Below are 20,454 nucleotides of genomic sequence, written 5' to 3'. Positions count from 1 at the left end.
GGGCGGTGGGTTTATTCAGGCAAATTGCCAGCGGGGCGGCCCAGCCAGCGGACGGCCATCTTGTCGATATCGCCGGATTTTTTGGCGGCGATGATGATTTCGTTGACCTTGGCGCGCAGTGCGTCTTCGCCCTTGGCCACGCCGATGAAGTTGGGCGAATCTTTCAGCAGCAGCTTGTATTCGGCACCCAATTGCGGGTTCTTGGCCATCAGGTTGCCCGCCACCGACGCGCCGGTGGCAATCACCTGCACCTGGCCGGAGACGAAGGACGAGACGGTGACGTTGTTGTCTTCAAAGCGCTTGATGTCGGTGCCCGACGGGGCCAGCTTGGTCAGCTCCTGGTCTTCGATCGCGCCGCGGGTCACGCCCACCGACTTGCCTGCCAGATCGGCAAAGCTTTTGATGCTCATGGTCTTGGCGGCAAACACCGCCTGGAAGAAGGGCGAGTAGGCAACAGTGAAGTCGATGACTTTTTCGCGTTCGGCGTTTTTGCCTATCGACGAGATCACCAGGTCGGCCTTTTTGGACTGCAGGTAGGCCACGCGGTTGGCGCTGGTCACGGGGGCCAGTTCTACCGCCACGCCGAGCTTGGTGGCGATGTAGTTGGCCATGTCGATGTCCAGGCCCTGGGGCTTCAGGTCGGTACCGACAAAGCCGTAGGGAGGGAAGTCGGTGAGGATGGCGATGGTGATCTTTTTGGCCTTCAGCACGTCGTCCAAGGCAGTCTGGGCGTGGGCACCCAGGCTGGCGAGCAGGGCGATGGCGGCCAGGCCAGATTGGAAGTGGCGGCGGGTCGGTGTGGACGAGAGTGTCATAGCAGGGCTCCTAGGTAAGTGGATGGGTCGTCGGGGGGCGATTCAATGCCAGCGCCCGTGTCAGTGCCCAATAAGGGCTTGGCTTTTCGGGATCTTGTACGCAAGTCTTGTGCCGCAGATGCTGCCTTGGCCGAGGCACCTACCGGGGCCAGGGCATCGCGCAGTTGGGCCAGCGGGTCGGTGGCCACCGGCAATCTCAGCGCCTGCTGCACCGTGCCAATGTGGGCGGCCATGAGCTTTTCGGCCAGGGCGGTGTCGCCTTTTTCCAGGGCGGCGACGATCTGCACGTGGTCTTCGCAGGACTGTTCGGCGTTGTGCGAGTACTGGTAGAGCATGGCGATCAGCGTGGTGCGGGCGGTGAAGTCGCGCAGCGTGTCGGCCAGCAGGCTGTTGCCCAGGCATTCGGCCAGGCACACATGGAAGTCGCCCAGCAGGAAGCTGCGCGTGCCCACGTCATTGCCCTTGATGGCCGCCTGCTCTTCCTTCAGGTGTTGTTTGAGACGCTTCAGGGCGGGCTTTTCAATACCTTGCAGGCTACGGATCAGGCCGGTTTCGATCACCCGGCGGGCCTCAAATGCCTCGCGGGCTTCGTCTTGCGAGGGCTCAATCACGTACCAGCCGCGGCGCGCGCTGACTGTGACGATGCCGCGTGCGGCCAGCCGGGTGAGTGCCTCGCGCACGATGGTGCGGCTGCAGTCGAACAGCATGGCCAGCGGCTGCTCGCCCAGGCGCGCACCGGGGGCGAGTTTTTGCGCCATCACGGCTTCGATGATGCGGGTACTGATGTCGGCGGCGGTGGTCATTGCCACGGATTACGCAGAAACTGTGCCAACTGATATACAAGATCCGTGCACCTATTCGGTGTCGATTCGGCACCCCGCGCACCCATTCGGGGATGCCTGTGAACCGCACTGGGTGTAATTCCCTGCCGGTAGGCAAAACGGCGGCATCGGCACTAAGATGGTTCCATGCAGTTGCAGCCTTCTGTCATAGCCCTGGTTTTGTTGACCGCCTTGCTGGTGGGGGGCGGCCTGTACGCCGTCTACCGCAGACGCATCGGCCACCTGCAGCAGCGTCTGGATGCGCTGCTTCTGGCCTCCACAGATGCCATCAGCTTTGAAGCCCCAGACGGTACGGTGCGCAGCTGGAGCCCCAAAGCCGAGGCCATGTTTGGCTACACCGCCCAGCAAATGCTGGGGCAGACGCTGCAGCGCCTCATCCCCCCCGACCGCCAATGGGAGGAAGACGCACTGCTGGAGGCTTTGGGCACCGCCGTGCAGACCCTGGATACCGTGCGCCTGCACCAGAATGGCAACCTGGTGCCGGTATCCATCGCCCTGGTGGCCCTGGTGGATGCCAAGGGGCGGCGGACCGGCGTGGCGCGGGTAGTGCGCGACACCACGCGCCAGCAGGTGTCGGCCGAACTGATCCAGTCCATGGCGTTCAACGATGCCCTGACCGGCCTGCCCAACTGGCGGCTGCTGCGCGACCGGATTTGGCGGGCACAGCTCAACAGTGGTCGGCAGCGCACTTACTTTGCGGTGCTGTACGTTGATCTGGACAACTTCAAAGCCGTTAACAGCGTGCATGGCCGCACGGTGGGCGACCAGGTGCTGGTAGAAGTGTCGGTGCGGCTGATGGCCGCCATCCGGCAAAACGACACCGTGGCCCGGGTGCGTGGCGATGAATTCGTGGTGCTGCTGGAAGACTTGGGCGGCAAGGAGCCCTCTGCGGCCCACCACGTGAACGCCGTGGCCGACAAAATCTGGGACATGCTGGAGCGCGATTACCCGGTGGGTGCGCTGCATGTGCGCTGCACGGCCAGCATTGGCATCCAGCTGCGGCTGGGCGGCAACGGCAGCGTAGACCAGATCATCCAGGCCGCCGATGCCGCCATGGAACAAGTCAAGCTGGGCCGCAAATCCGTGGCGCGCGGGGTGTTTGGCGGCGTACGCTAGCCCCGCTGCACCTTTCCGGGCAGCGCGGTCGATACCGGCACCACGCCCGTGGCATGGCGCTGGTTGTTGCACACATCGTGGCTGATGGCCAGGTTCTTCACGTGGCTGTTGCCGCCCTCGCTCAGGGGCTGGATGTGCTCTAGCGTGGCCGCGGCGGGCAGCACGTGTTCACCGCACACCCAGCAGGGCACCACGCCATGCAGCTGGCGGGCCACGGTTTTATAGATCTTGTCGCGCGTCAGGCCCAGGCTGCTCATAAAAATCTCAGAGATTGATTTGCTATGTATTGTATAGCTGCTTGCACAGGTGGAATATACGCTAGAGGCCGATTTTTCTTAAATCTACCCACCCAGCAAGCGCTGCGCCAAATCGGCGGTGGTAGAGGCTTTGTACTTGCGCATCAGCCCCGCCCGGTAGATTTCCACCGTGCGGTGGCTGATGCCCAGCAGTTTGGCGATTTCTTTCGAGGTCAGGCCGGTCATCACGTGGGCGGCCACCTCGCGCTCGCGCGGGGTCAAGGCGGCCTGCACCGGGCGGCGCGAAGACAGGTCTTCAAAGCTCCACACCCCGGCGGCGTGTGGCGCGTTGCGGTCAAAGGCGCGGCCCATCACGTGGCACCAGAAAGCCTCGCCCTGGAGCCGCCCGCCCACGCGCTGCATGATGCGGTCATCGGCGTAATGGCCCTTGGCATCCATGGTCAGCGCGATGCGGGCCCCCGTGCGCTCAAACTCCACGGCGGTGGGGTACAGCACCTGGAAAGACTGGCCGATGAGCTGGTCGCGGTCGGCCCCAAACATCTCGCACAGGTGCTGGTTGCAGTCCACAATGGCGCGGTTGCGCGACACCACCAGGCCCACCGGCGCCAATGCAAACGCCAGTGCGTAATCCACCCCGGTTGCGGTTGCCATCGGAAAAACCCTTTACGAAAAACTACGTAGCTGAATAGGTAGTATCGTTGCGCTTGATCTTTTAACCGGAGAACTGTGTGAACAAAATTTTCCCCTCTGCCGCCGAGGCACTCGAAGGCGTTGTGCAAGACGGCCAACTCATGGCCGTGGGCGGTTTCGGCCTGTGCGGCATCCCTGAAGCGCTGATCGACGCACTGCGCGATTCCGGCGTGAAAGACCTGACGGTGATCTCCAACAATGCAGGTGTCGACGGCTTTGGCCTGGGCAAGCTGCTGGAGACGCGGCAGATCAAGAAAATGATCTCCAGCTACGTCGGTGAAAACAAAGAATTCGAGCGCCAGTACCTGGCGGGTGAACTGCAACTCGAATTCACCCCCCAGGGCACGCTGGCCGAAAAGCTGCGCGCCGGTGGCGCGGGCATTCCGGCCTTTTTCACCAAAACCGGTGTCGGCACCCTGGTGGCCGAGGGCAAGGAACTGCGCGAATTCGACGGCCAAACCTATGTGATGGAGCGCTCTTTGGTGCCCGAGGTGTCGCTGGTCAAAGCCTTCCGCGCCGACAAGTCCGGCAACCTGCAGTTCCGCCTGACGGCCCGCAACTTCAACCCTGCCGTCGCCATGGCGGGCAAGATCTGTATTGTGGAAGTGGAAGAAATCGTGGAGACCGGCAGCATGGTGCCCGACCAGGTGCACCTGCCCGGCATTTACGTGCACCGCATCGTGCTCAATGCCAACCCCGAAAAGCGGATTGAAAAGCGCACCCTGTCGGCCTCGGCTGCAGTGGATCCGATTGCCGCCAAGGTGGAAGCCCAGGCGGTGATTGCACTGGCTGCTGCAGTTAGCACCGAAGAGTTGGCCGTCCCCAAGGTGGACGTGTCGGCCGCATCCCCAACCCAACCCGTGAAAGGAGCCTGATATGGCCTGGAACCAAGACCAAATGGCGGCCCGCGCGGCCCTGGAGCTGGAAGACGGCTTTTATGTGAACCTGGGCATCGGCATCCCCACGCTGGTGGCCAACCATGTGCCCGCCGACAAAGAGGTGTGGCTGCAAAGCGAAAACGGCATGCTCGGCATCGGCCCGTTCCCTACCGAAGACCAGGTCGATGCCGACCTGATCAACGCGGGCAAGCAAACCGTGACCACGCTGCCTGGCTCGTCCATTTTTGGCAGCCACGACAGCTTTGCCATGATCCGTGGCGGCAAGGTCAACCTGAGCATTCTGGGAGCCATGCAGGTCAGCGAAAAAGGCGACCTGGCCAACTGGATGATTCCCGGCAAGATGGTTAAGGGCATGGGCGGCGCGATGGACCTGGTGGCGGGTGTGAAGCGCGTCATCGTGCTGATGGAGCACGTTGCCAAGAAGCGCGATGGCACCACCGACCTGAAAATTCTGCCCAACTGCACCTTGCCGCTGACCGGCGTGGGCGTGGTGGACCGCATCATCACCGACCTGGCCGTGATGGACGTCACTCCCGCTGGCCTGAAAGTGGTGGAAATGGCCCCCGGCGTCACCCTGGAAGACCTGCAAGCCCAAACCGGCGTCAAGCTGATTTAAGGCATTAAATTGCCATCTAGCGTAGGTACTGCCTACACATAGCGCTATGCTTTTTATAACAAGAGCATGGCGCTTATTCTTTGGGCGCAATGCGGCACACGCCGCCCAGGCATTGCACACCCATGGCCGGTGCCTTGGGCGGTGCGGCCTCCATCGCCTTGCTTTGCGCGATGCGCACCGTGCAGTTGCCCGGCACGGTGGCGCACAAGGCCTCGTCTTCCACGCCCAAGCGTTTTTGGGTGCTGCGGTATTTTTGCAAGAACTCGACCGCCGCCTGCTCGGCACCCGCTTGGCTCACCCGTACATAGGCCATTGCGCCCACATAGGCAAAGTACTCCGCGCCCAGGCGTTTGTAGGAGCTGCGCTTTTCCGGCTCCACCAGGTCACGCATGCACTGGCTGTAGGCGTTGGTGTCGCGGTAGATGGTTTTGTAGCAACTGGTTTGCGCTTGCTGGGCCCCGTCGGCCACGGTTTGGCGCTCTTTTTCGGTCAGAGCGTGGGCCCACAGGGCGTGGCAGGGCAGGGCCCACAGCAGGGCGCACACAAGAAGCTTTTGACGGGGCATTCCGCAGGGCCTGCTAGTTAAGCCGGGTAATCCGTGCGGCAGGCGGGCTTACGGGCGAGTGGGCTCCCATGTAGGCAATGAAGGCATCCAGGTCCAACACTTTGGTGTCCAGGATGTTGCTGCCCTGGGTGGCCATCACCGTGAAGTTGTCACCACCGGTGCCAGTGCCCAGGAAGCTGTTGGTCGCGATCTTGTAGGTCTTGGCCGGGTCGATCGCCACGCCACGGAGCTTGAGGGTGCCCGCCACGATGCGGTTGCCCTGGCCCGAGGCGGCACCGGCGGGCTGGTTGTTGTCGTAGGTATAGGTCAGCCCCTGCGACGGCAGCAGCAAGCGGCCTACCGCACCGGTGGCGGTGTTGGTTTTGGCGGTGTGGTTGGGCGATTCCCATTGCTGCTCTAGCAGCCGCACGATCTGCGCGCCGGTCAGGTTCAGCGTCACCAGCGTGTTGCCAAAGGGTTCGATGGTGGCCAGGTCGCTGAAGGTGACGGTACCGGTGCCGGTATAGACCAGATCGGCTCGCACGCTGCCCGGGTTCATCAGCGCAAAGTCTGCGCCGCCGGGCACACCGGCCAGATAGGTGTCGGCCAGCAGGTCGCCCATGGCACCTTCGGTGGTTTCGTCGCGGGTGGTGCTATTGGGCAAGAAAGCGCGGGTAATGCTGGCAGTGATGCTGCCCACGGCTTGCGAACCGGCAATCTTGGAGATGGCCACGTACTTGGTGACCAGCGCGTCGATGGCCGTGTCACGGGCCACGGCGGTGAACCCGGTCGGGATGACCGTGTTGTTCGAGGTCGCCACCGTGTAGCTGCCGGCAGCACGGATCACCGGCACCGTGTTGGCCACCGAGGCCACCATGCCCTTGCTGGGCTGCAGGGTCAGGTCGATTTCGCTCACGGCACCGCCGTAAAAGCCGGTGGAGGTGAGCAAAATGTTTTTACCCGCGGCTTTGGCGGCGTAGTTGCACACATATTCCTGGTGGGTGTGGCCGCTGACCACCACGTCCACATTGCTGCTCAGCTTGTCCATGATGGGCAGAATATCGCCGCTCAGGCCGGGGCAGGTCTTGTCGTTGACCGTGGTGGCGGTGGTTTGGCCACCCTGGTGGATCAGCACCACCACGGCAGTGATGCCGTTGGCCTTGAGCTGGGCTGCGTACTGGTTGATGGTGGCCGATTCTTCGTCAAACCGCAGCCCGGCCACGCCGGTGGAGCCCACCAGGGCCGATGTGCCTTGTAGCGTCAGACCAATGAATCCCACGCTGACGGTACCAAAGCGCTTGATGTAAGTGGCCGCCAAGATGGGCTTGCCGGTGGCGGTGTCCACCACGTTGGCCGTCAGGTATTTGAACTTGGCTCCGGGGAACTTGCCGTCGATCAGGCAGGTGTCTTTGCCCACCACACCCACGCTGCCCGATGCCGGGTAGCAGCCGCCGTTTTGTTGGCGCTTGAGCTCGGCGATGCCGTGGTCAAACTCGTGGTTGCCCACCGATGTCACTTCCAGCCCGATCTGGTTCAGCACGTCGATGCTGGCTTCGTCGTGGGTGATGCTGGAGGCAAATGGGGATGCACCCACCATGTCGCCCGCGCCCACCATGATGTTGTTGGGGTTCTTGGCCTTCAGGTTCTTCACCACGGTGGCCAGGTAGGCGGCTCCGCCCACCGCCACCCGCTGACCCGAGCCGCCATTGGGCAGTACCACCGAGCCGCCATTGGTTTCTGACGTGGGTTCGATGTTGCCGTGGAAATCGTTCAGCGCAATCATTTTCACGTTGACCGGCTTGGCGGCCACGGTGTCCAGAAATTGGTCGTAGTCGTTGCCCGCTTGGGCACTCGTTTTGGCGACCAGAGCGCCCTCCAGCAGATTGGTCAGGCTGCTGGGCACCGCCAGCCCATTGGCGGCCAGCGACGCAAACACGGCATCCTGCGCTGCCTTGAGAGTGCTGGGGCTCAGGCTGGCCGCGGTAGTGGCGCTGTAGCCGTCAAAAAATGCCGCCGTGTCGGCAGACAGTTGACCCACCAGTTGCTCGGTCAGTGGTGTGGCATGGGCTACCGCACTGAGTGTGCTGCTGTTCGCCACCGAATGCAGCTTGCGGCTGCCATCCGACACTTCGATGGCACACGGGAAAGCACCGTTGGGCACAAACAGCGCATAGCTGCCGTTGACCGCTGTTTTGCCCGATGCCGTTCCCGCTGTGCATTTGGCGACCACGCTGGCGTTGGCCATGGCCGCACCGGTGGCGGCAACGCCCTGGATGTTGACACCGTTGCTATCGCCGTCGCCAGCACAGCCAGCTAGCACCAGGGCGCTGAGCGCCATGCCACCCCACAGGGCCCATGCAGAGTGGCGCGTTTTGAAGTAGAGGGAGTGGGGCAGAGTTTTCAACGCAAAGTCCTTGTGGGTGAAGTCACTTTGCTAGCATACCCAGGCCGAATGAACTTTACGTGACAGACGTGGTTTCTACGGGTAACTTGTGTCGCCGCGGGTAGGGTCTTTACGAGAGCACTGCAGGGGGTTAAGGGGCCAGCCGCAGTAGTTTTCCGCTGTCGGTCAGCAGCAAAATGGACCCGTCCTGGGCCTGTGCCACGTCGCGAAAGCGTTCTTTGCGGTCTGTGAGGAGTGCTTCGCGGGTCAGTACGGCGTTGGGGCCAATGGCCATGCGCCACAGCGCCTGGCCCGCCAATGAACCCGAGAATAAATTCCCCTTCCACTGCGGTATCAGATTGCCGGTGTAGAACATGAGCCCTGCCGGGGCCACCGATGTGGGCACCCAATAGGTTAACGGCTCCACAAATGCCGGGGCGTGCACGCCGCCACCAATGCGGCAGGCATCGCCCACCGGGTCGCCGTAGTTGCAGCCATAGCTTTTGACCGGCCAGCCGTAGTTGGCCCCGGCGCGGGCAATGTTGATCTCGTCACCGCCTTGGGGCCCGTGCTCGCTGACCCACAGCTCGCCGGTATCCGGGTGCAGGGCGGCACCCTGCGGATTGCGGTGCCCCAGGCTCCAGATGCCGGGCAGGGCGCTGGCCCCCAGCGCCGGGTTGTCCGCAGGGATGCTGCCATCGCGGGCGATGCGCACCACCTTGCCCAGGGTCTGCGCCAGGTCTTGGGCCGGGCTGAACTTTTGCCGCTCGCCCAGCGTGATGAACAGGGTTTTGTCGCGGGCAAACACCAGCCGCGACCCGAAGTGGCCCGAACCCGTGGTTTTGGGCTGCTGGCGAAACAGCACGGCCACGTCCAGCAGCGCATTGCCTACCAGCCGACCCCGCGCCACGGCGGTGCCGGTCAACCCGGCCTCGCTGCCGCTGCCAGGCTCTGAATATGCCCAATAGACCCACGGCGCAGTGGCAAAGTCTGGGTCCAGTGCCAGGCCCAGCAAGCCGCCCTGGCCGCTGTCGTTCACGGGCAAGATGCCGCTGATGGGCGTGCTACTGGCACCATTGGCACTGAGCCGCAGCAGGCTACCGCTCTTCTGGGTGACCAGCAATTCACCCGATGGCAACACCGCCATGCCCCAGGGGCTGGACAGACTGCTGTTCAGCGTGGTGATGGTGGGGGCCACCACGGCTGCTGGCGGAGTGGCTGCGCTACTTCCACCACCGCCACAGGCCACCAGGGCCAGAGCAGCGGTTAACAACATACAGGGGGCGGGGGTGAAAAACATGCTGCGAACTCCCGAGAGAGGCTGCGCAGGCATTGGCGCGGGGCCAGAGATGCAAGGAGGGACTTGGAGCGGGTGAAGGGGATCGAACCCTCGTATCGAGCTTGGGAAGCTAGCGTTCTACCATTGAACTACACCCGCTTAACATCACGTTGAAGTCACTGGATTATAGGAGCCCCGCGTGGGGTGGTGCTGGCTTGCGGGCGTGCCGTTGAAAATTTAAGCCAAAAAGGCCGTTGGTGCATGGTCTGTATACGCTAGTAGCTCTTATTTGCATAGCATTCGGCGGAGCCGGCGTGCGCCGGAGCTGGAGGCACCCGGCTGGTAAAATTCCGCCCTTTGGTTGGGGCCCAGCCCCTGCCTTTTACCAGCGCCACGGCCCCGGCTGGCGTAACGATTTTCTACGAGACTCCACGCTTATGAGCACCCCCGCACCCGCACTGGCACCCGTTTTTACCGTTGCCGACATCCGCAAGACCTTTCTCGACTTCTTTGCCTCCAAGGGCCACACCGTGGTGGCCAGCAGCTCGTTGGTGCCGGGCAACGACCCCACGCTGATGTTCACCAACTCCGGCATGGTGCAGTTCAAGGACGTGTTCCTGGGCACCGACAAGCGCCCCTACGTGCGCGCCGCGTCGGTCCAGGCCTGCCTGCGCGCCGGTGGCAAGCACAACGACTTGGAAAACGTGGGCTACACCGCGCGCCACCACACCTTCTTCGAGATGATGGGCAACTGGAGCTTTGGCGACTACTTCAAGCGCGAGTCGCTGAACTGGGCCTGGGAACTGCTGACCCAGGTCTACAAGCTCCCCGCCGACCGCCTGCTGGCCACGGTCTACGAAGAAGACGACGAAGCCTATGACATCTGGACCAAAGAAATCGGCCTGCCGCCCGAGCGTGTAATCCGCATCGGTGACAACAAGGGCGGCCGCTACAAGTCCGACAACTTCTGGATGATGGCCGACACCGGCCCCTGCGGCCCCTGCAGCGAGATCTTCTACGACCACGGCGACCACATCCCCGGCGGCCCCCCAGGCAGCCCCGGTGAAGACGGCGACCGCTTCATCGAGATCTGGAACAACGTGTTCATGCAGTTCAACATGGCCGAAGATGGCTCGGTCAGCCCGCTGCCCGCCCCCTGCGTGGACACCGGCATGGGCCTGGAGCGCCTGGCCGCCATCTTGCAGCACGTGCACAGCAACTACGAAATCGACATTTTTGACGCACTGATCAAGGCCGCATCGCGCGAAACCGGTGAACAAGATCTGGGCCACAAGAGCCTGCGCGTCATCGCCGACCACATCCGCGCCACCTCCTTCCTCGTCAGCGACGGCGTAATCCCCGGCAACGAAGGCCGCGGCTACGTGCAGCGCCGCATCATCCGCCGCGCGGTCCGCCACGGCTACCTGCTGGGCCAGACCCAACCGTTCTTCCACAAGCTGGTGCCCGACCTGGTGGCGCTGATGGGCGCGGCGTACCCGCACATGGCCGCGCAGCAAGAGCGCATCGTCGAAGTACTGAAGGTCGAAGAAGAGCGTTTCTTTGAAACCCTGGCGATGGGCATGGAAATTCTGAATGCCGCGCTGGCCGATGGCGTGCAAGTGCTGCCCGGCGACGTGGCTTTCAAGCTGCACGACACCTACGGCTTCCCGCTCGACTTGTCGGCGGACGTGTGCCGCGAGCGCGGCCTGTCGGTGGACGAAGCTGGTTTCACCGCCGCCATGGAGGCGCAAAAAGCCAAGGGCCGCGCCGCAGGCAAGTTCAAGATGGACCGCGCGCTGGAGTACACCGGTGCCGACAACCAGTTCGTGGGCTACACCGCTTTGGAGTCTGCTGCGAAAGTTGTAGCTATCTATGTAGACGGTACCAACGCTACAAGCCTAAAAGAAGGTCAAACCGGCACCGTGGTGCTGGACACCACGCCGTTCTACGCCGAGTCTGGCGGCCAGGTGGGCGACGAGGGCAAGCTGGTGTCCGCAACCGCCCGCTTCGAGGTCGGCGACACGCAAAAAATCAAGGCCGACGTGTTTGGCCACCAGGGCACGCTGGCCCAGGGCACGCTGAACGTGGGCGACACCGTCACCGCCCAGGTCAACACTGCCTTGCGCGCCGCCACCCAGCGCAACCACTCCGTCACCCATTTGATGCACGCCGCCTTGCGCGCAGTGCTGGGCACGCATGTGCACCAAAAGGGCAGCCTGGTGAATGCCGAACGTACCCGCTTCGACTTCACCCACAACGCCCCGGTGACCGACGCGCAAATCCTGCAGATCGAGCAAATAGTCAACGCCGAAATCCTGGCCAATGTCGCCACCAAGGCCGAGCTGATGGATATCGAATCGGCCCAAAAGACCGGCGCGATGATGCTGTTTGGTGAAAAGTACGGCGAAGTCGTGCGCGTGCTGGATATCGGCACCACCCGCGAACTCTGCGGCGGCACCCACGTGCAGCGCACCGGTGACATCGGTCTGTTCAAGGTGGTGGGCGAGGGCGGCGTGGCCGCAGGTATCCGCCGTATCGAAGCCATCACCGGCGAAGGCGCTTTGGCCTATCTGCAAGAGCTGGAACGCACCGTGACCCAGGCTGCAGGCAGCTTCAAGGTCCAGCCCACCGAGCTGCAAGCCCGCGTCACGCTGGCCCTGGACAGCATCAAGGCGCTGGAAAAAGAAGTCGCCCAGCTCAAGGGCAAACTGGCTTCCAGCCAGGGCGATGAGCTGGTCAACAGCGCTATCGACATCAACGGCATCAAGCTGCTGGCCGCCAAGCTCGAAGGCGCCGACACCAAGACCCTGCGCGACACCATGGACAAGCTCAAAGACAAGCTGAAAACTGCCGTCATCGTGCTGGCCGCTGTAGACGGCGACAAGGTGCAGATCGCCGTCGGCGTGACCAAGGACAGCGTCGGTAAGGTCCAAGCCGGTGCCCTGGCCAACTTCGTCGCCAGCCAACTCGGCGGCAAAGGCGGCGGCAAGCCCGACATGGCCATGGCCGGTGGCACCGAGCCGGGCAAACTGCCAGCGGCGCTGGCTTCCGTGCAGGCCTGGGTGGCAGAACGCGTGTAATTTGGCCCCCCCCAGGCGGCAGTGCTTCGCATCTTTCGCCAACCCCCTTGCAGGGGGTAACACCAGCAGCCTGGCAAAGCCAGTTCTGCGGTGTTTCTGGAAGGCTTGCTTTTTACTTTGCGCTAGAAACTGGGTCGCCGTCTTTTTTACTATCAAAAAAAGAGCTATCCGTGCTGGTGTAACCAGCACGGATAGCTCTTTTTGCGTGTGACTGCGGTGTCTACGCGCTATGCCACAACCAAGTTCTTGTAGACCCCGCAGCCCACCGCCAAATCATCCACCAGCAGCACAAACGACATCTTGGTCTGCACCCGGCCGGTGGTGGGGTTGGTGATGTCGTATTCCACCCAGCCGGGCTCGTGCTCGGCCTGGGCGTAGATGGCGTGCAGCAGGCCTGCGCCGTCGATACCGGCAATGTCCTGCACGCGGGTGCCAACCTTGGCCGGGTTGCCACCAAAGGCCACGTAGCTGCCGCTGCGGTCCAACACAAACACGTACATGTCGCGGTCAAAAAAGCCCTGGGTAGGTTGGGTCAGGTCGCGCAAGAAGCTGTCGCGCGAGCCACCCCGGCGGCGGTGCGCCAGGGCCCGGTCTACCAGGGCGATGGCTTCTTCGGCCGAACCTTGCTGCAGCTTGAACAGGGCCACGGCTTCGACCAGGGTGGAGGCGCGGTTTTCCAGGGTCGAGGCCTGGGTCACGGCGTGCTCCACCATCTGGGCGTTTTGCTGTGTGATCTCATCCAACTGGCGCACGGCGGAGGTAATTTCGCTCAGGCCGGTGCTTTGCTCGGCGCTGGAGGTGGAGATTTGCGCCATGTTGGCCGCCACGTCGCGGATGCCGCTGACGATGGCGGTGATGCTGCTGCCCGCGGTGCGGATCTTTTGCACGCTGCTGCCCACCTGGGTGCTGGAGGCACCGATAAGCTGGCGGATTTCTTTGGAGGCCTCGGCCGAGCGCTGTGCCAGGGAGCGCACTTCGCTGGCCACCACGGCAAAGCCGCGGCCCGATTCGCCTGCGCGGGCGGCTTCTACCGCGGCGTTCAGCGCCAGGATGTTGGTCTGGAAGGCCAGGCCGTCGATCACGCCAACGATTTCGTCCATGCGCTTGGCGCTGCCCTGGATGGCTTCCACCGAGGCAATGGCTTCGGCCATCGTGGTAGCACCCAGGTTGGCGGCATCGCGCACGCGGGCGGCCTGGGCGTTGGCCTGGCTGGCGGTTTGTGCGGTGTCTTGTACGGTGCTGGAGAGTTGTTCTACGCTGGCGGCGGTTTGCTCCAGGTTGGCGGCTTGCTGCTCGGTGCGGTCCGATAGGGCGCGGTTGCCGCTGGCCAGGCTTTTGCCCGAATGCGCCACAAAGGCCGCGTTGCTGCGCACGTTGGCCACCATGGCCGATACCGTGGCCCCGATCTGCTGGGTAGCTGCAGCCAGTGCCGCCAGTTCATCCGTACCGCGCTGCACCAGACGCAGGCGTAAATCGCCTTTGACCACCTGGTCCATGGCCTGGCGCACCTGGGCCAGGTCCTGGGTGAAGCTGGCGTAGAAGGCCAGCAGCAGGTAGATGGACAGCAGCACGCACAGGCCGCTGAGCCAGGCCATGCCCACGCCGCCGGTGTTACCCAGGGCGAACTGCAGCAGCACTGTTACCGGCGTGACCAGCAGTACCGCCGCCAGCAGAAAAATCTTGCCGCCCAGGCGCAAGCGCCGCATCAGCCACAGGCCGGGTGAAAACACGGTTTGGAAAATCATGCGCTTGTCTCGCTTGTTATAGGGGGCACAGATAGGCTTCTATCGGACCCGGCTTACAGCAAACTGTCAATAAATGTATCTGCTACAAAATATGTAGCTACTAGCGTAGGTGCTATCTACGCTAGAGCCTTATTTTTTATAAATTTATGCAGCATCATCCAAACCCAAGCCGAGTTGCGCTATGTCGTCATGGCGCAGGCCATGGCCCAGGGTTTTGAGGCGGTCGAAAGTGGCGTTGTCGAGGGTTGCGCGGGTCAGGTGTTCGGCGCACTGGGCGCAGCGGGCTTCGTTGACCTCGCGGGCCTTGCCGTGGGCGGCGTGCACGGTGTCGGCGTAGCCCAGCAGACGTACGGCGGTGTGCGGGCGGTTTTCCAGCGCGGCCAGCAGGGCCAGGTTGTCGGCGGCGTAGACCTGGGCATCAAAGTGCAGCACCTGCGGCCAGCAGGACTCCATCAGCGCGCGGGCTTGCACGGTGTCTCCCTTGGCCAGCCAGGCGCCGGTCAGGTGCAGTTGCACCAGCAGCAGGGTGGCCATGTGGCGGGTGTTGGCCAGCCGGGCCTGCAGGGCCAGGTAGCGGGCGATGGATGCATCCACCCGGCCCGCGGCCAGCTCCATGTAGGCAATGATGTCTTCGCCGCGCAGCAGGGCTTCGGAATGGCCGGCCAGCGCGTCCAGCGAGGCTTTTTGCAGTAGTTGCTCGATGGCCTGGTCGAACGCGCCTTCGACGAAATTGCAGGTCAGCGAGGCAAACAGGCCGTAGCTGCGCACGATGGGCGGCCAGGCCGGGTCTTCGATGGCCCACATTTCGGCCAGCACCTCGCGCTGCTCCGGGCGCTGCTCCAGGTTGGGGGTGGGCCCGTAGGTGAGGGCGTAGACCAGGGCCGCCAGGGCGTGGTACAAGTTGCGTTTTTCTCCGGGCTGGGCGCGGTACAGGCTGGCAGCGCGGCGCGCCAGGCGACAGGCCAGGGCGGGCTGGCGGTAGGCCCAAAAATAGGCGGCGCGGCTGGACCAGCGGGCCTGCAAACCGGAAGGTAGTTGGTCGGTGACCAGCAAGGCCGTGGCCTGCCAGATGTAGCGGCGCTCGCGGCGGCGGTCGCTGGTCAGGGCCTCGGCCAGGCCAGGGGCGATGGCCACGGCAGTTTGCGGATCAAACTGGATGGCCCAGGCCAGGGCTTCGCGGCCATTGCCCAGGTCGGGTGCCAGGGCCTTGTACCAGTCGTCGATGCGCTGCTGGCCGCTGAAAAAAGCGGTGTCGGCCTGCTCAAAGAGCTGCCGCATGGCCAGCGCGTGGCGTTGGCGCAAAGCAGGCTCTTCATGCGCGGCGGTGAGCTGCTCCAGCGCGTAGCTGCGCGGTGTGTCTAGCAGGCGGTAGCGCGGCGTGTCGCCCCCATCGGCGATGACCAGCGAGCGGTCTACCAGTGCGCCCAACACGTCCACCACGGCCCAGGCATCCAGCGTTGCACCATTGGCGGTGTCGGCCACCACCTGGCGGGCCATTTCGAGCGAAAAACCGCCCACAAACACGCCCAGGCGGCGGAATACGGTTTGCTCGGTGGCATCCAGCAGGCCGTAGCTCCATTCCAGCGCGGCACGCAGGGTTTTTTGCCGGGCAGGCGCGCCCCGGCCACCGCCGTTGAGCAGGCGCAGGCGTTCGTTGAGCGAGTTGGCTAACGGCACCAGGCCCAGCAACGGCACGCGGGCGGCGGCCAGCTCGATGGCCAGCGGCAGGCCGTCCAGGCGGCGGCAAATTTCCACCACCGTGGCCAGGTTCTGTGGGCCGAGTTCAAAGCGCCGGTCGGCCGCCTGGGCGCGCTCGGCAAACAAGGCCACCGCACCAAAGTGGCGGGCCACGTCCAGCGGCGCGCTGTGTTCGGGCAGGGCCAGCGCATCCAGCCGGTAGACCCATTCGTTGGCCAGCTTGAGCGGGGCCTGGCTGGTCACCAGCACCTGCAACTGCGGCGCTGCCTGGTGCAGGGCTTGCAGGATGCGGGCAACTTCGTCGAGCAAATGCTCGGCGTTGTCGATGGCGATCAGCATCGACAAGGGGCGTACGGCCTCCATTAAACCCTTGAGCGGGTCGCCGTGGCCCGACTGCAGGCCCAGAGCCCCGGCCACGGTGCTAGCCACAAATTCGGGCGCGGTTTGCGATGCCAGATCGACCCAGGCGACACCGTGCTGGTGGGCGCTGCGCCGGGCGTGTAGCAGCCACTGCGCCAGCAGCGATTTGCCAATGCCGCCGGCCCCCACGATGGTCAGCAGGCGGTGCTGGCCTAGCAGGGTGTCCAGGTTGGATACGTCCAGCGTGCGGCCGATCAGCGGGGTGAGTACCAGCGGCAGGTGGGTCAGGTTGGGGTGGGCATCCGTGGCTGGTGCCGGGGAGGGAAGCGCGGCCGCAGCGGCGGCGGGCGGGGCATCGCTGGCTTCCAGCGCAAACCGGTAGCCTCGGCCGGGAATGGTCACGATGGCCTGTGGCCCCAGCAGCTTGCGCAGCGCCGACACCTGGGCCTGTAGGTTGTTTTCTTCCACCACCAGGCCGGGCCAGGCCAAGTCCAGCAGTTCGTCTTTGGACACCACGCGGTCACGGTGGTGCACCAAGGCCATCAGTACGTCAAAGGCCCGCGCGCCGGGGCTGGTTGCGGCTCCGTCTACCAGCACCACGCGCTGGGAAGGACGCACTTCAAAGCGGCCAAATCGATAACTGTTTAACAACAAAGCTCCTATCGGTGTCAATTTCCAAATGTATTGCACGCCGTGGATTCTGGCGTTTTGCGCAATTTCTCACGGTTTCAGAAGTTTTCAGGTCGGCTTCAGGTGGGCTAAGTACGCAGCGGGTCAAGCAGAGGAAAGTCCGTCTCTGTGGTGGCGACCTTCCCAGTTGCCCGATTGTCAAGGACATGTTGTATGAACTTTGAACCTTTTATGCCTTTTGAGCCTTCTGAACCGCTGGTGCCGCCGGCTGTCGTCAAATCCAGCGTGCCGAAAGCCCATTATTTCGACCGGGTCGGGCTTGTGTGGATCGTGGCGTGCGTGCTGTTTGCCACCTCGGCCGGGCAGCTATTGCCCAAGTTGGCCGAACCCGACGGCGTACGCAATACCCTGGTAGCGCTGGGTGTGGCATCTGCCCGCCCGGTCGAAACCGCCGAAACCACCAAAGCGACCCACACCACCACTGTGGCCAGCCTGCCGCCACAGGGCGCAAACCCGTCTCAGCCTACACGAGCCACGCAGGCCAAGCAAGAAGCTGGGCCCTTGGTGTCCGCAGTTCTTCGTCAATTTTGAGGATGCGCGCTATGGCACGCCTCCCTAAGATGTTTGGTGTTACGGGGCGCAAACCCCTGCACGTCGATGTTGCCCGAGCCCGCCCGTGTTTGGCCTTGCCTAAGCCGGCACCTTCCCACGGTCTCGTACCCCATTTGCTGCAGTCTTTGCAGCGCTTATCTCACCCATTAAGCGCTTCCGTAAGGGAGTGGAGGAAAAAAATCATGCTGAGCCCATCATTCACCCGTGTTGCCACCCGCGTGCTGATTGCCGAGAGCCACTCTGACACCTTGCTGCGCTGCGCTGAGGCCGTGCAAGCAGATGGGCAGCTCAGCTTGGCCGCGGCCGTGTCCACCGGGGCCGCTGCCATCGCCATGATGGACCAGTGCGTCCCCGATGTGGTGGTGGTCGACGTGCAGTTGCAAGATGTGCCCGCCATTGCGGTTATCCGCCATGCGGCCTGGCATTTTCCGCAGGCCGACATCGTGGTACTGACCCAGTTTGGCAACGACGAGCAGGTTCTGCAGTGCATAGAAGCCGGAGCCACCGCCTATTTGTTCAAAGACAGCGCTGCCGAATGCCTGGCGCAGAGCATCCACCTGTGGCGCAAGGGCAGTGCCCCCATCAGCCCCGGCATGGCGCGCCGGGTGTTGGGGCGCTTTCGCCTGCGGCTGGGCACGGGTACCGGCTCGGCCTGGGCTTTTCCGCTGCGCGAATCTACCCATCCGCTGACTGCCTGCGAGGCCGGCATTTTGCGTTGGATCGCCCGCGGCATGAGCCTGGAACAGATCGGCACATTGGCCTCCAGCCCGCAGTTGGGTGTATTGGCCCATGTGAAAAAGATCTACCGCAAGCTGGCCGCCCATGCGCGGGGCGACAACCTGGAAGTTGTCAGCGAACAAGACATCCAGATCGTGGCCATGGGTTCTGCCGGTGACCGGCAGTCCCTGTCCATGCCATCCCCATGATTTTTCAGTTTTCAAAAAAGGAGTTTTTATGCGAGTGACATCGGCGCGCCCCAAACCCATGCCCATCCCCAAGCCCAGCCGTGAACGGTGGGTGTCCGCCGTGGTGTGGCTGTTGTTCTGTGCCGCCATGGTGGCGGTGGCCCTGTTTTTAACCCCGCGGATCGGCGCGGCCTACGCATCGGACGACTTGACCATACCGGACGAGGTCGCCGCCCCCACACTGGCCAGCACCGACGACGGGCACGCAGTGTCCATGGCCGCCACCGTGCTGTACCCGAATGAAGCGGTTGCGGTGGTTAAACACTAAGGCTTCTGGCGCTTTCAAAAAACCGCGCCTGGCCGGTCACCGGGTCGGTAAAAGCGATAGACCGCGCTAGCAACTGCAAGGGTGCGGCGTAGTCGTCGTCGGCAATATTGACCACCTCGGGGTAGAAGCGGTCGTTGCGAATGGGCACGCCCAGTGCCGCCATGTGCACCCGCAGTTGGTGGGTGCGGCCGGTCACGGGCGAGAGCTGGTACCGCGCCCACGCACCCAGACGTTCCAGCACGGCGATGTGGGTTTCAGAATTGGGTTCGCCCGCCGTCTCCTTGTAGCGAAAGAACGGCTCGCCGGGCACGATCTGGCTGCGGTAGACCGGTGGAAGATCGGCGTGCCAGGGGGCAATCGCCTCATAGTGTTTGTGCACTTCGCGCTGCGCAAACAGCGCGTGGTAGGCCGCCCGTTCGGTGGTCTGGATGGCAAACAAGGTGACCCCGGCGGTTTCACGGTCTAGCCGGTGCAGCGGGGCCAAAGTGGCTAGGCCCAGCGATTGCTTCAGCCGCACCAGCAGCGTTTCTTGTACATAGCGCCCGGCGGGCATGGTCGGCAGGAAATGCGGTTTATCCACCACGACCAGATGCGCATCCTGGAACAAAACCTGCGCCTCGAACGGAATGCGCGGCTCCACCGGCAGGTGGCGGTAGTAGTACAGCCGGGTGTGGGGGCGGTAGGCGGCATCGGGCGGCACGGGCAGCGCCTGTTCGTCCAGCACCAGCCCGTCGCGCATGCGCTGCAGCCACACAGCGCGCTCCACGGTGGGAAAGCGCTCTGCAAAGAAGTCGATAACGGTGGGCCAATTGCCACCAGGCAGGCCGACGGTGCTGGGGCCGACACCGTCACGGGTGGGGAGATTCACACCTTGGTGAATACGACGTCCCACACGCCGTGGCCCAGCTTGATACCCCGGTTCTCGAACTTGGTGAGGGGGCGGTAGTCCGGCTTGGGGGCGTAGTCGGCGGCGGTGTTTTTCAGCAGCGGCTCGGCGCTGAGTACTTCCAGGATCTGCTCGGCGTAGTTTTGCCAGTCGGTGGCGCAGTGCAGATAGCCGCCGGGTTTGAGCCGGGCGGCCAGCTTGGCCACCAGCGGGGCTTGCAGCAGGCGGCGCTTGTTGTGCTTCTTCTTGTGCCAGGGGTCGGGGAAGAACACGTGGACACCGTCTAGGCAGCCGGGCGGCAGCATGTGGTCCAGCACCTCGACGGCATCGTGCTGGCAGATGCGGATATTGGTTTGTCCCTCTTCGCCTATGCGTTTGAGCAGTGCGCCGATGCCTGGCGTGTGCACTTCGCAGCACAGAAAGTTCTTCTCGGGCAGTAGCGCGGCAATGCTGGCCGTGGCCTCGCCCATGCCAAAGCCGATTTCCAGAATGGTGGGGGCGCCGCGGCCAAAGGTGGTCTCCAGGTCCAGCGGCGCGCTGCGGTAGGGCAGCAAAAACTGCGGCCCCAGGCTTTCAAACGCCTTGGCTTGGCCACTGGTGGTGCGGCCCGTGCGCAGCACGAAGCTTTTGATGGTTTTGTGGTGGGCGGGGCTAGCAAGGCTAGGGGTGGGGGCGATTTCGGGAGGGAGTTCGGTGTGCATGGCATCAATTCATTAATCTGGATTTGGTGGCAGGGCGGCGTAAAACCGCACTGCCCACCAGTCCAACA

At 63.5% G+C, this 20,454-nt stretch carries 18 protein-coding genes and 1 tRNA gene; 7 read left to right on the top strand and 12 right to left on the bottom strand.

Annotation, left to right across the window (positions count from 1 at the left end):
* Positions 1-11: 11 nt before the first annotated feature.
* Together Q0T48_RS08530 and Q0T48_RS08525 are read right to left on the bottom strand one after the other, a co-directional pair.
* Positions 12-815, bottom strand: a complete 804-nt coding sequence (locus tag Q0T48_RS08530; protein WP_295955076.1) for a transporter substrate-binding domain-containing protein — start codon at positions 813-815, stop codon at positions 12-14.
* Positions 812-1,618, bottom strand: a complete 807-nt coding sequence (locus tag Q0T48_RS08525) for a GntR family transcriptional regulator (protein WP_295955075.1) — start codon at positions 1,616-1,618, stop codon at positions 812-814. Before Q0T48_RS08525 ends, Q0T48_RS08530 begins: the two co-directional genes overlap by 4 nt.
* Before the next feature lie 165 nt (positions 1,619-1,783).
* On the opposite strand from Q0T48_RS08525, the gene Q0T48_RS08520 reads away from it, so the two are divergent.
* Positions 1,784-2,773 carry a sensor domain-containing diguanylate cyclase gene (locus Q0T48_RS08520; protein WP_295955073.1) on the top strand — a complete coding sequence of 330 codons (990 nt, stop codon included), beginning with the start codon at positions 1,784-1,786 and terminating at the stop codon, positions 2,771-2,773.
* Here Q0T48_RS08520 and Q0T48_RS08515 read toward each other — a convergent pair.
* Both Q0T48_RS08515 and Q0T48_RS08510 read right to left on the bottom strand, forming a co-directional pair.
* Positions 2,770-3,030, bottom strand: coding sequence for an HNH endonuclease signature motif containing protein (locus tag Q0T48_RS08515; protein WP_295955071.1), 261 nt, complete (start codon positions 3,028-3,030; stop codon positions 2,770-2,772). The two genes, Q0T48_RS08520 and Q0T48_RS08515, sit on opposite strands and share 4 nt — an antisense overlap.
* Before the next feature lie 84 nt (positions 3,031-3,114).
* The gene (locus tag Q0T48_RS08510) at positions 3,115-3,681 is read right to left on the bottom strand and encodes a PAS and helix-turn-helix domain-containing protein (RefSeq protein ID WP_295955068.1); all 567 of its coding nucleotides are present in this window, start codon (positions 3,679-3,681) and stop codon (positions 3,115-3,117) included.
* Positions 3,682-3,758: 77 nt separating this feature from the next.
* Here Q0T48_RS08510 and Q0T48_RS08505 point away from each other — a divergent pair, with 77 nt between their 5' ends.
* Both Q0T48_RS08505 and Q0T48_RS08500 read left to right on the top strand, forming a co-directional pair.
* Entirely contained in the window at positions 3,759-4,595 is an 837-nt protein-coding gene (locus tag Q0T48_RS08505; protein WP_295955065.1) for a CoA transferase subunit A, read from the top strand.
* A 1-nt stretch (position 4,596) separates the two neighbouring features.
* Positions 4,597-5,235, top strand: coding sequence for a CoA transferase subunit B (locus Q0T48_RS08500; protein WP_295955061.1), 639 nt, complete (start codon positions 4,597-4,599; stop codon positions 5,233-5,235).
* Between the two features lie 73 nt (positions 5,236-5,308).
* Here Q0T48_RS08500 and Q0T48_RS08495 read toward each other — a convergent pair whose 3' ends face one another.
* The 4 genes from Q0T48_RS08495 to Q0T48_RS08480 form a co-directional block, all read right to left on the bottom strand.
* Positions 5,309-5,800: a hypothetical protein gene (locus tag Q0T48_RS08495; protein ID WP_295955058.1), complete on the bottom strand. Its 492-nt coding sequence runs from the start codon at positions 5,798-5,800 to the stop codon at positions 5,309-5,311.
* 13 nt (positions 5,801-5,813) lie between these two features.
* Entirely contained in the window at positions 5,814-8,183 is a 2,370-nt protein-coding gene (locus Q0T48_RS08490; RefSeq protein ID WP_295955057.1) for a bifunctional metallophosphatase/5'-nucleotidase, read from the bottom strand.
* A gap of 130 nt (positions 8,184-8,313) precedes the next feature.
* Positions 8,314-9,438 carry a PQQ-dependent sugar dehydrogenase gene (locus Q0T48_RS08485; protein ID WP_295955055.1) on the bottom strand — a complete coding sequence of 375 codons (1,125 nt, stop codon included), beginning with the start codon at positions 9,436-9,438 and terminating at the stop codon, positions 8,314-8,316.
* 88 nt (positions 9,439-9,526) lie between these two features.
* Positions 9,527-9,600 (bottom strand) — tRNA-Gly (locus tag Q0T48_RS08480).
* A 278-nt stretch (positions 9,601-9,878) separates the two neighbouring features.
* On the opposite strand from Q0T48_RS08480, the gene alaS reads away from it, so the two are divergent.
* Positions 9,879-12,521 (top strand): alanine--tRNA ligase, encoded by a 2,643-nt coding sequence (alaS, locus tag Q0T48_RS08475; RefSeq protein WP_295955052.1) that lies wholly within the window; start codon positions 9,879-9,881, stop codon positions 12,519-12,521.
* Positions 12,522-12,748: 227 nt separating this feature from the next.
* Here alaS and Q0T48_RS08470 read toward each other — a convergent pair whose 3' ends face one another.
* Positions 12,749-14,266, bottom strand: a complete 1,518-nt coding sequence (locus Q0T48_RS08470; protein WP_295955050.1) for a methyl-accepting chemotaxis protein — start codon at positions 14,264-14,266, stop codon at positions 12,749-12,751.
* Positions 14,267-14,410: 144 nt separating this feature from the next.
* Positions 14,411-16,942, bottom strand: a complete 2,532-nt coding sequence (locus Q0T48_RS08465; protein ID WP_295955048.1) for a winged helix-turn-helix domain-containing protein — start codon at positions 16,940-16,942, stop codon at positions 14,411-14,413.
* Positions 16,943-17,167: 225 nt separating this feature from the next.
* Between Q0T48_RS08465 and Q0T48_RS08460 the strand changes: the two genes are divergently transcribed.
* The 3 genes from Q0T48_RS08460 (at position 17,168) to Q0T48_RS08450 (ending at position 18,799) form a co-directional block, all read left to right on the top strand.
* Complete coding sequence (locus Q0T48_RS08460; protein WP_295955045.1) at positions 17,168-17,545, top strand: hypothetical protein; 378 nt, start codon at positions 17,168-17,170, stop codon at positions 17,543-17,545.
* A gap of 203 nt (positions 17,546-17,748) precedes the next feature.
* Positions 17,749-18,492, top strand: a complete 744-nt coding sequence (locus Q0T48_RS08455; RefSeq protein WP_295955043.1) for a response regulator — start codon at positions 17,749-17,751, stop codon at positions 18,490-18,492.
* A gap of 28 nt (positions 18,493-18,520) precedes the next feature.
* The gene (locus Q0T48_RS08450) at positions 18,521-18,799 is read left to right on the top strand and encodes a hypothetical protein (RefSeq protein WP_295955041.1); all 279 of its coding nucleotides are present in this window, start codon (positions 18,521-18,523) and stop codon (positions 18,797-18,799) included.
* Here Q0T48_RS08450 and Q0T48_RS08445 read toward each other — a convergent pair.
* Complete coding sequence (locus Q0T48_RS08445) at positions 18,789-19,667, bottom strand: pseudouridine synthase (RefSeq protein WP_295955039.1); 879 nt, start codon at positions 19,665-19,667, stop codon at positions 18,789-18,791. The two genes, Q0T48_RS08450 and Q0T48_RS08445, sit on opposite strands and share 11 nt — an antisense overlap.
* On the bottom strand, positions 19,664-20,386 hold the full coding sequence (gene trmB / locus Q0T48_RS08440; protein WP_295955037.1) for a tRNA (guanosine(46)-N7)-methyltransferase TrmB: 723 nt from the start codon (positions 20,384-20,386) through the stop codon (positions 19,664-19,666). The genes Q0T48_RS08445 and trmB overlap by 4 nt, the downstream gene beginning before the upstream one ends.
* Positions 20,387-20,454 lie beyond the last annotated feature (68 nt).

This window comes from Rhodoferax sp., assembly GCF_025354435.1.
Classification (GTDB): Bacteria; Pseudomonadota; Gammaproteobacteria; order Burkholderiales; family Burkholderiaceae_C; genus Rhodoferax_B.
Note: the sequence above shows the minus strand (reverse complement) of the source record. Positions and strands in the feature narration are given on the sequence as shown.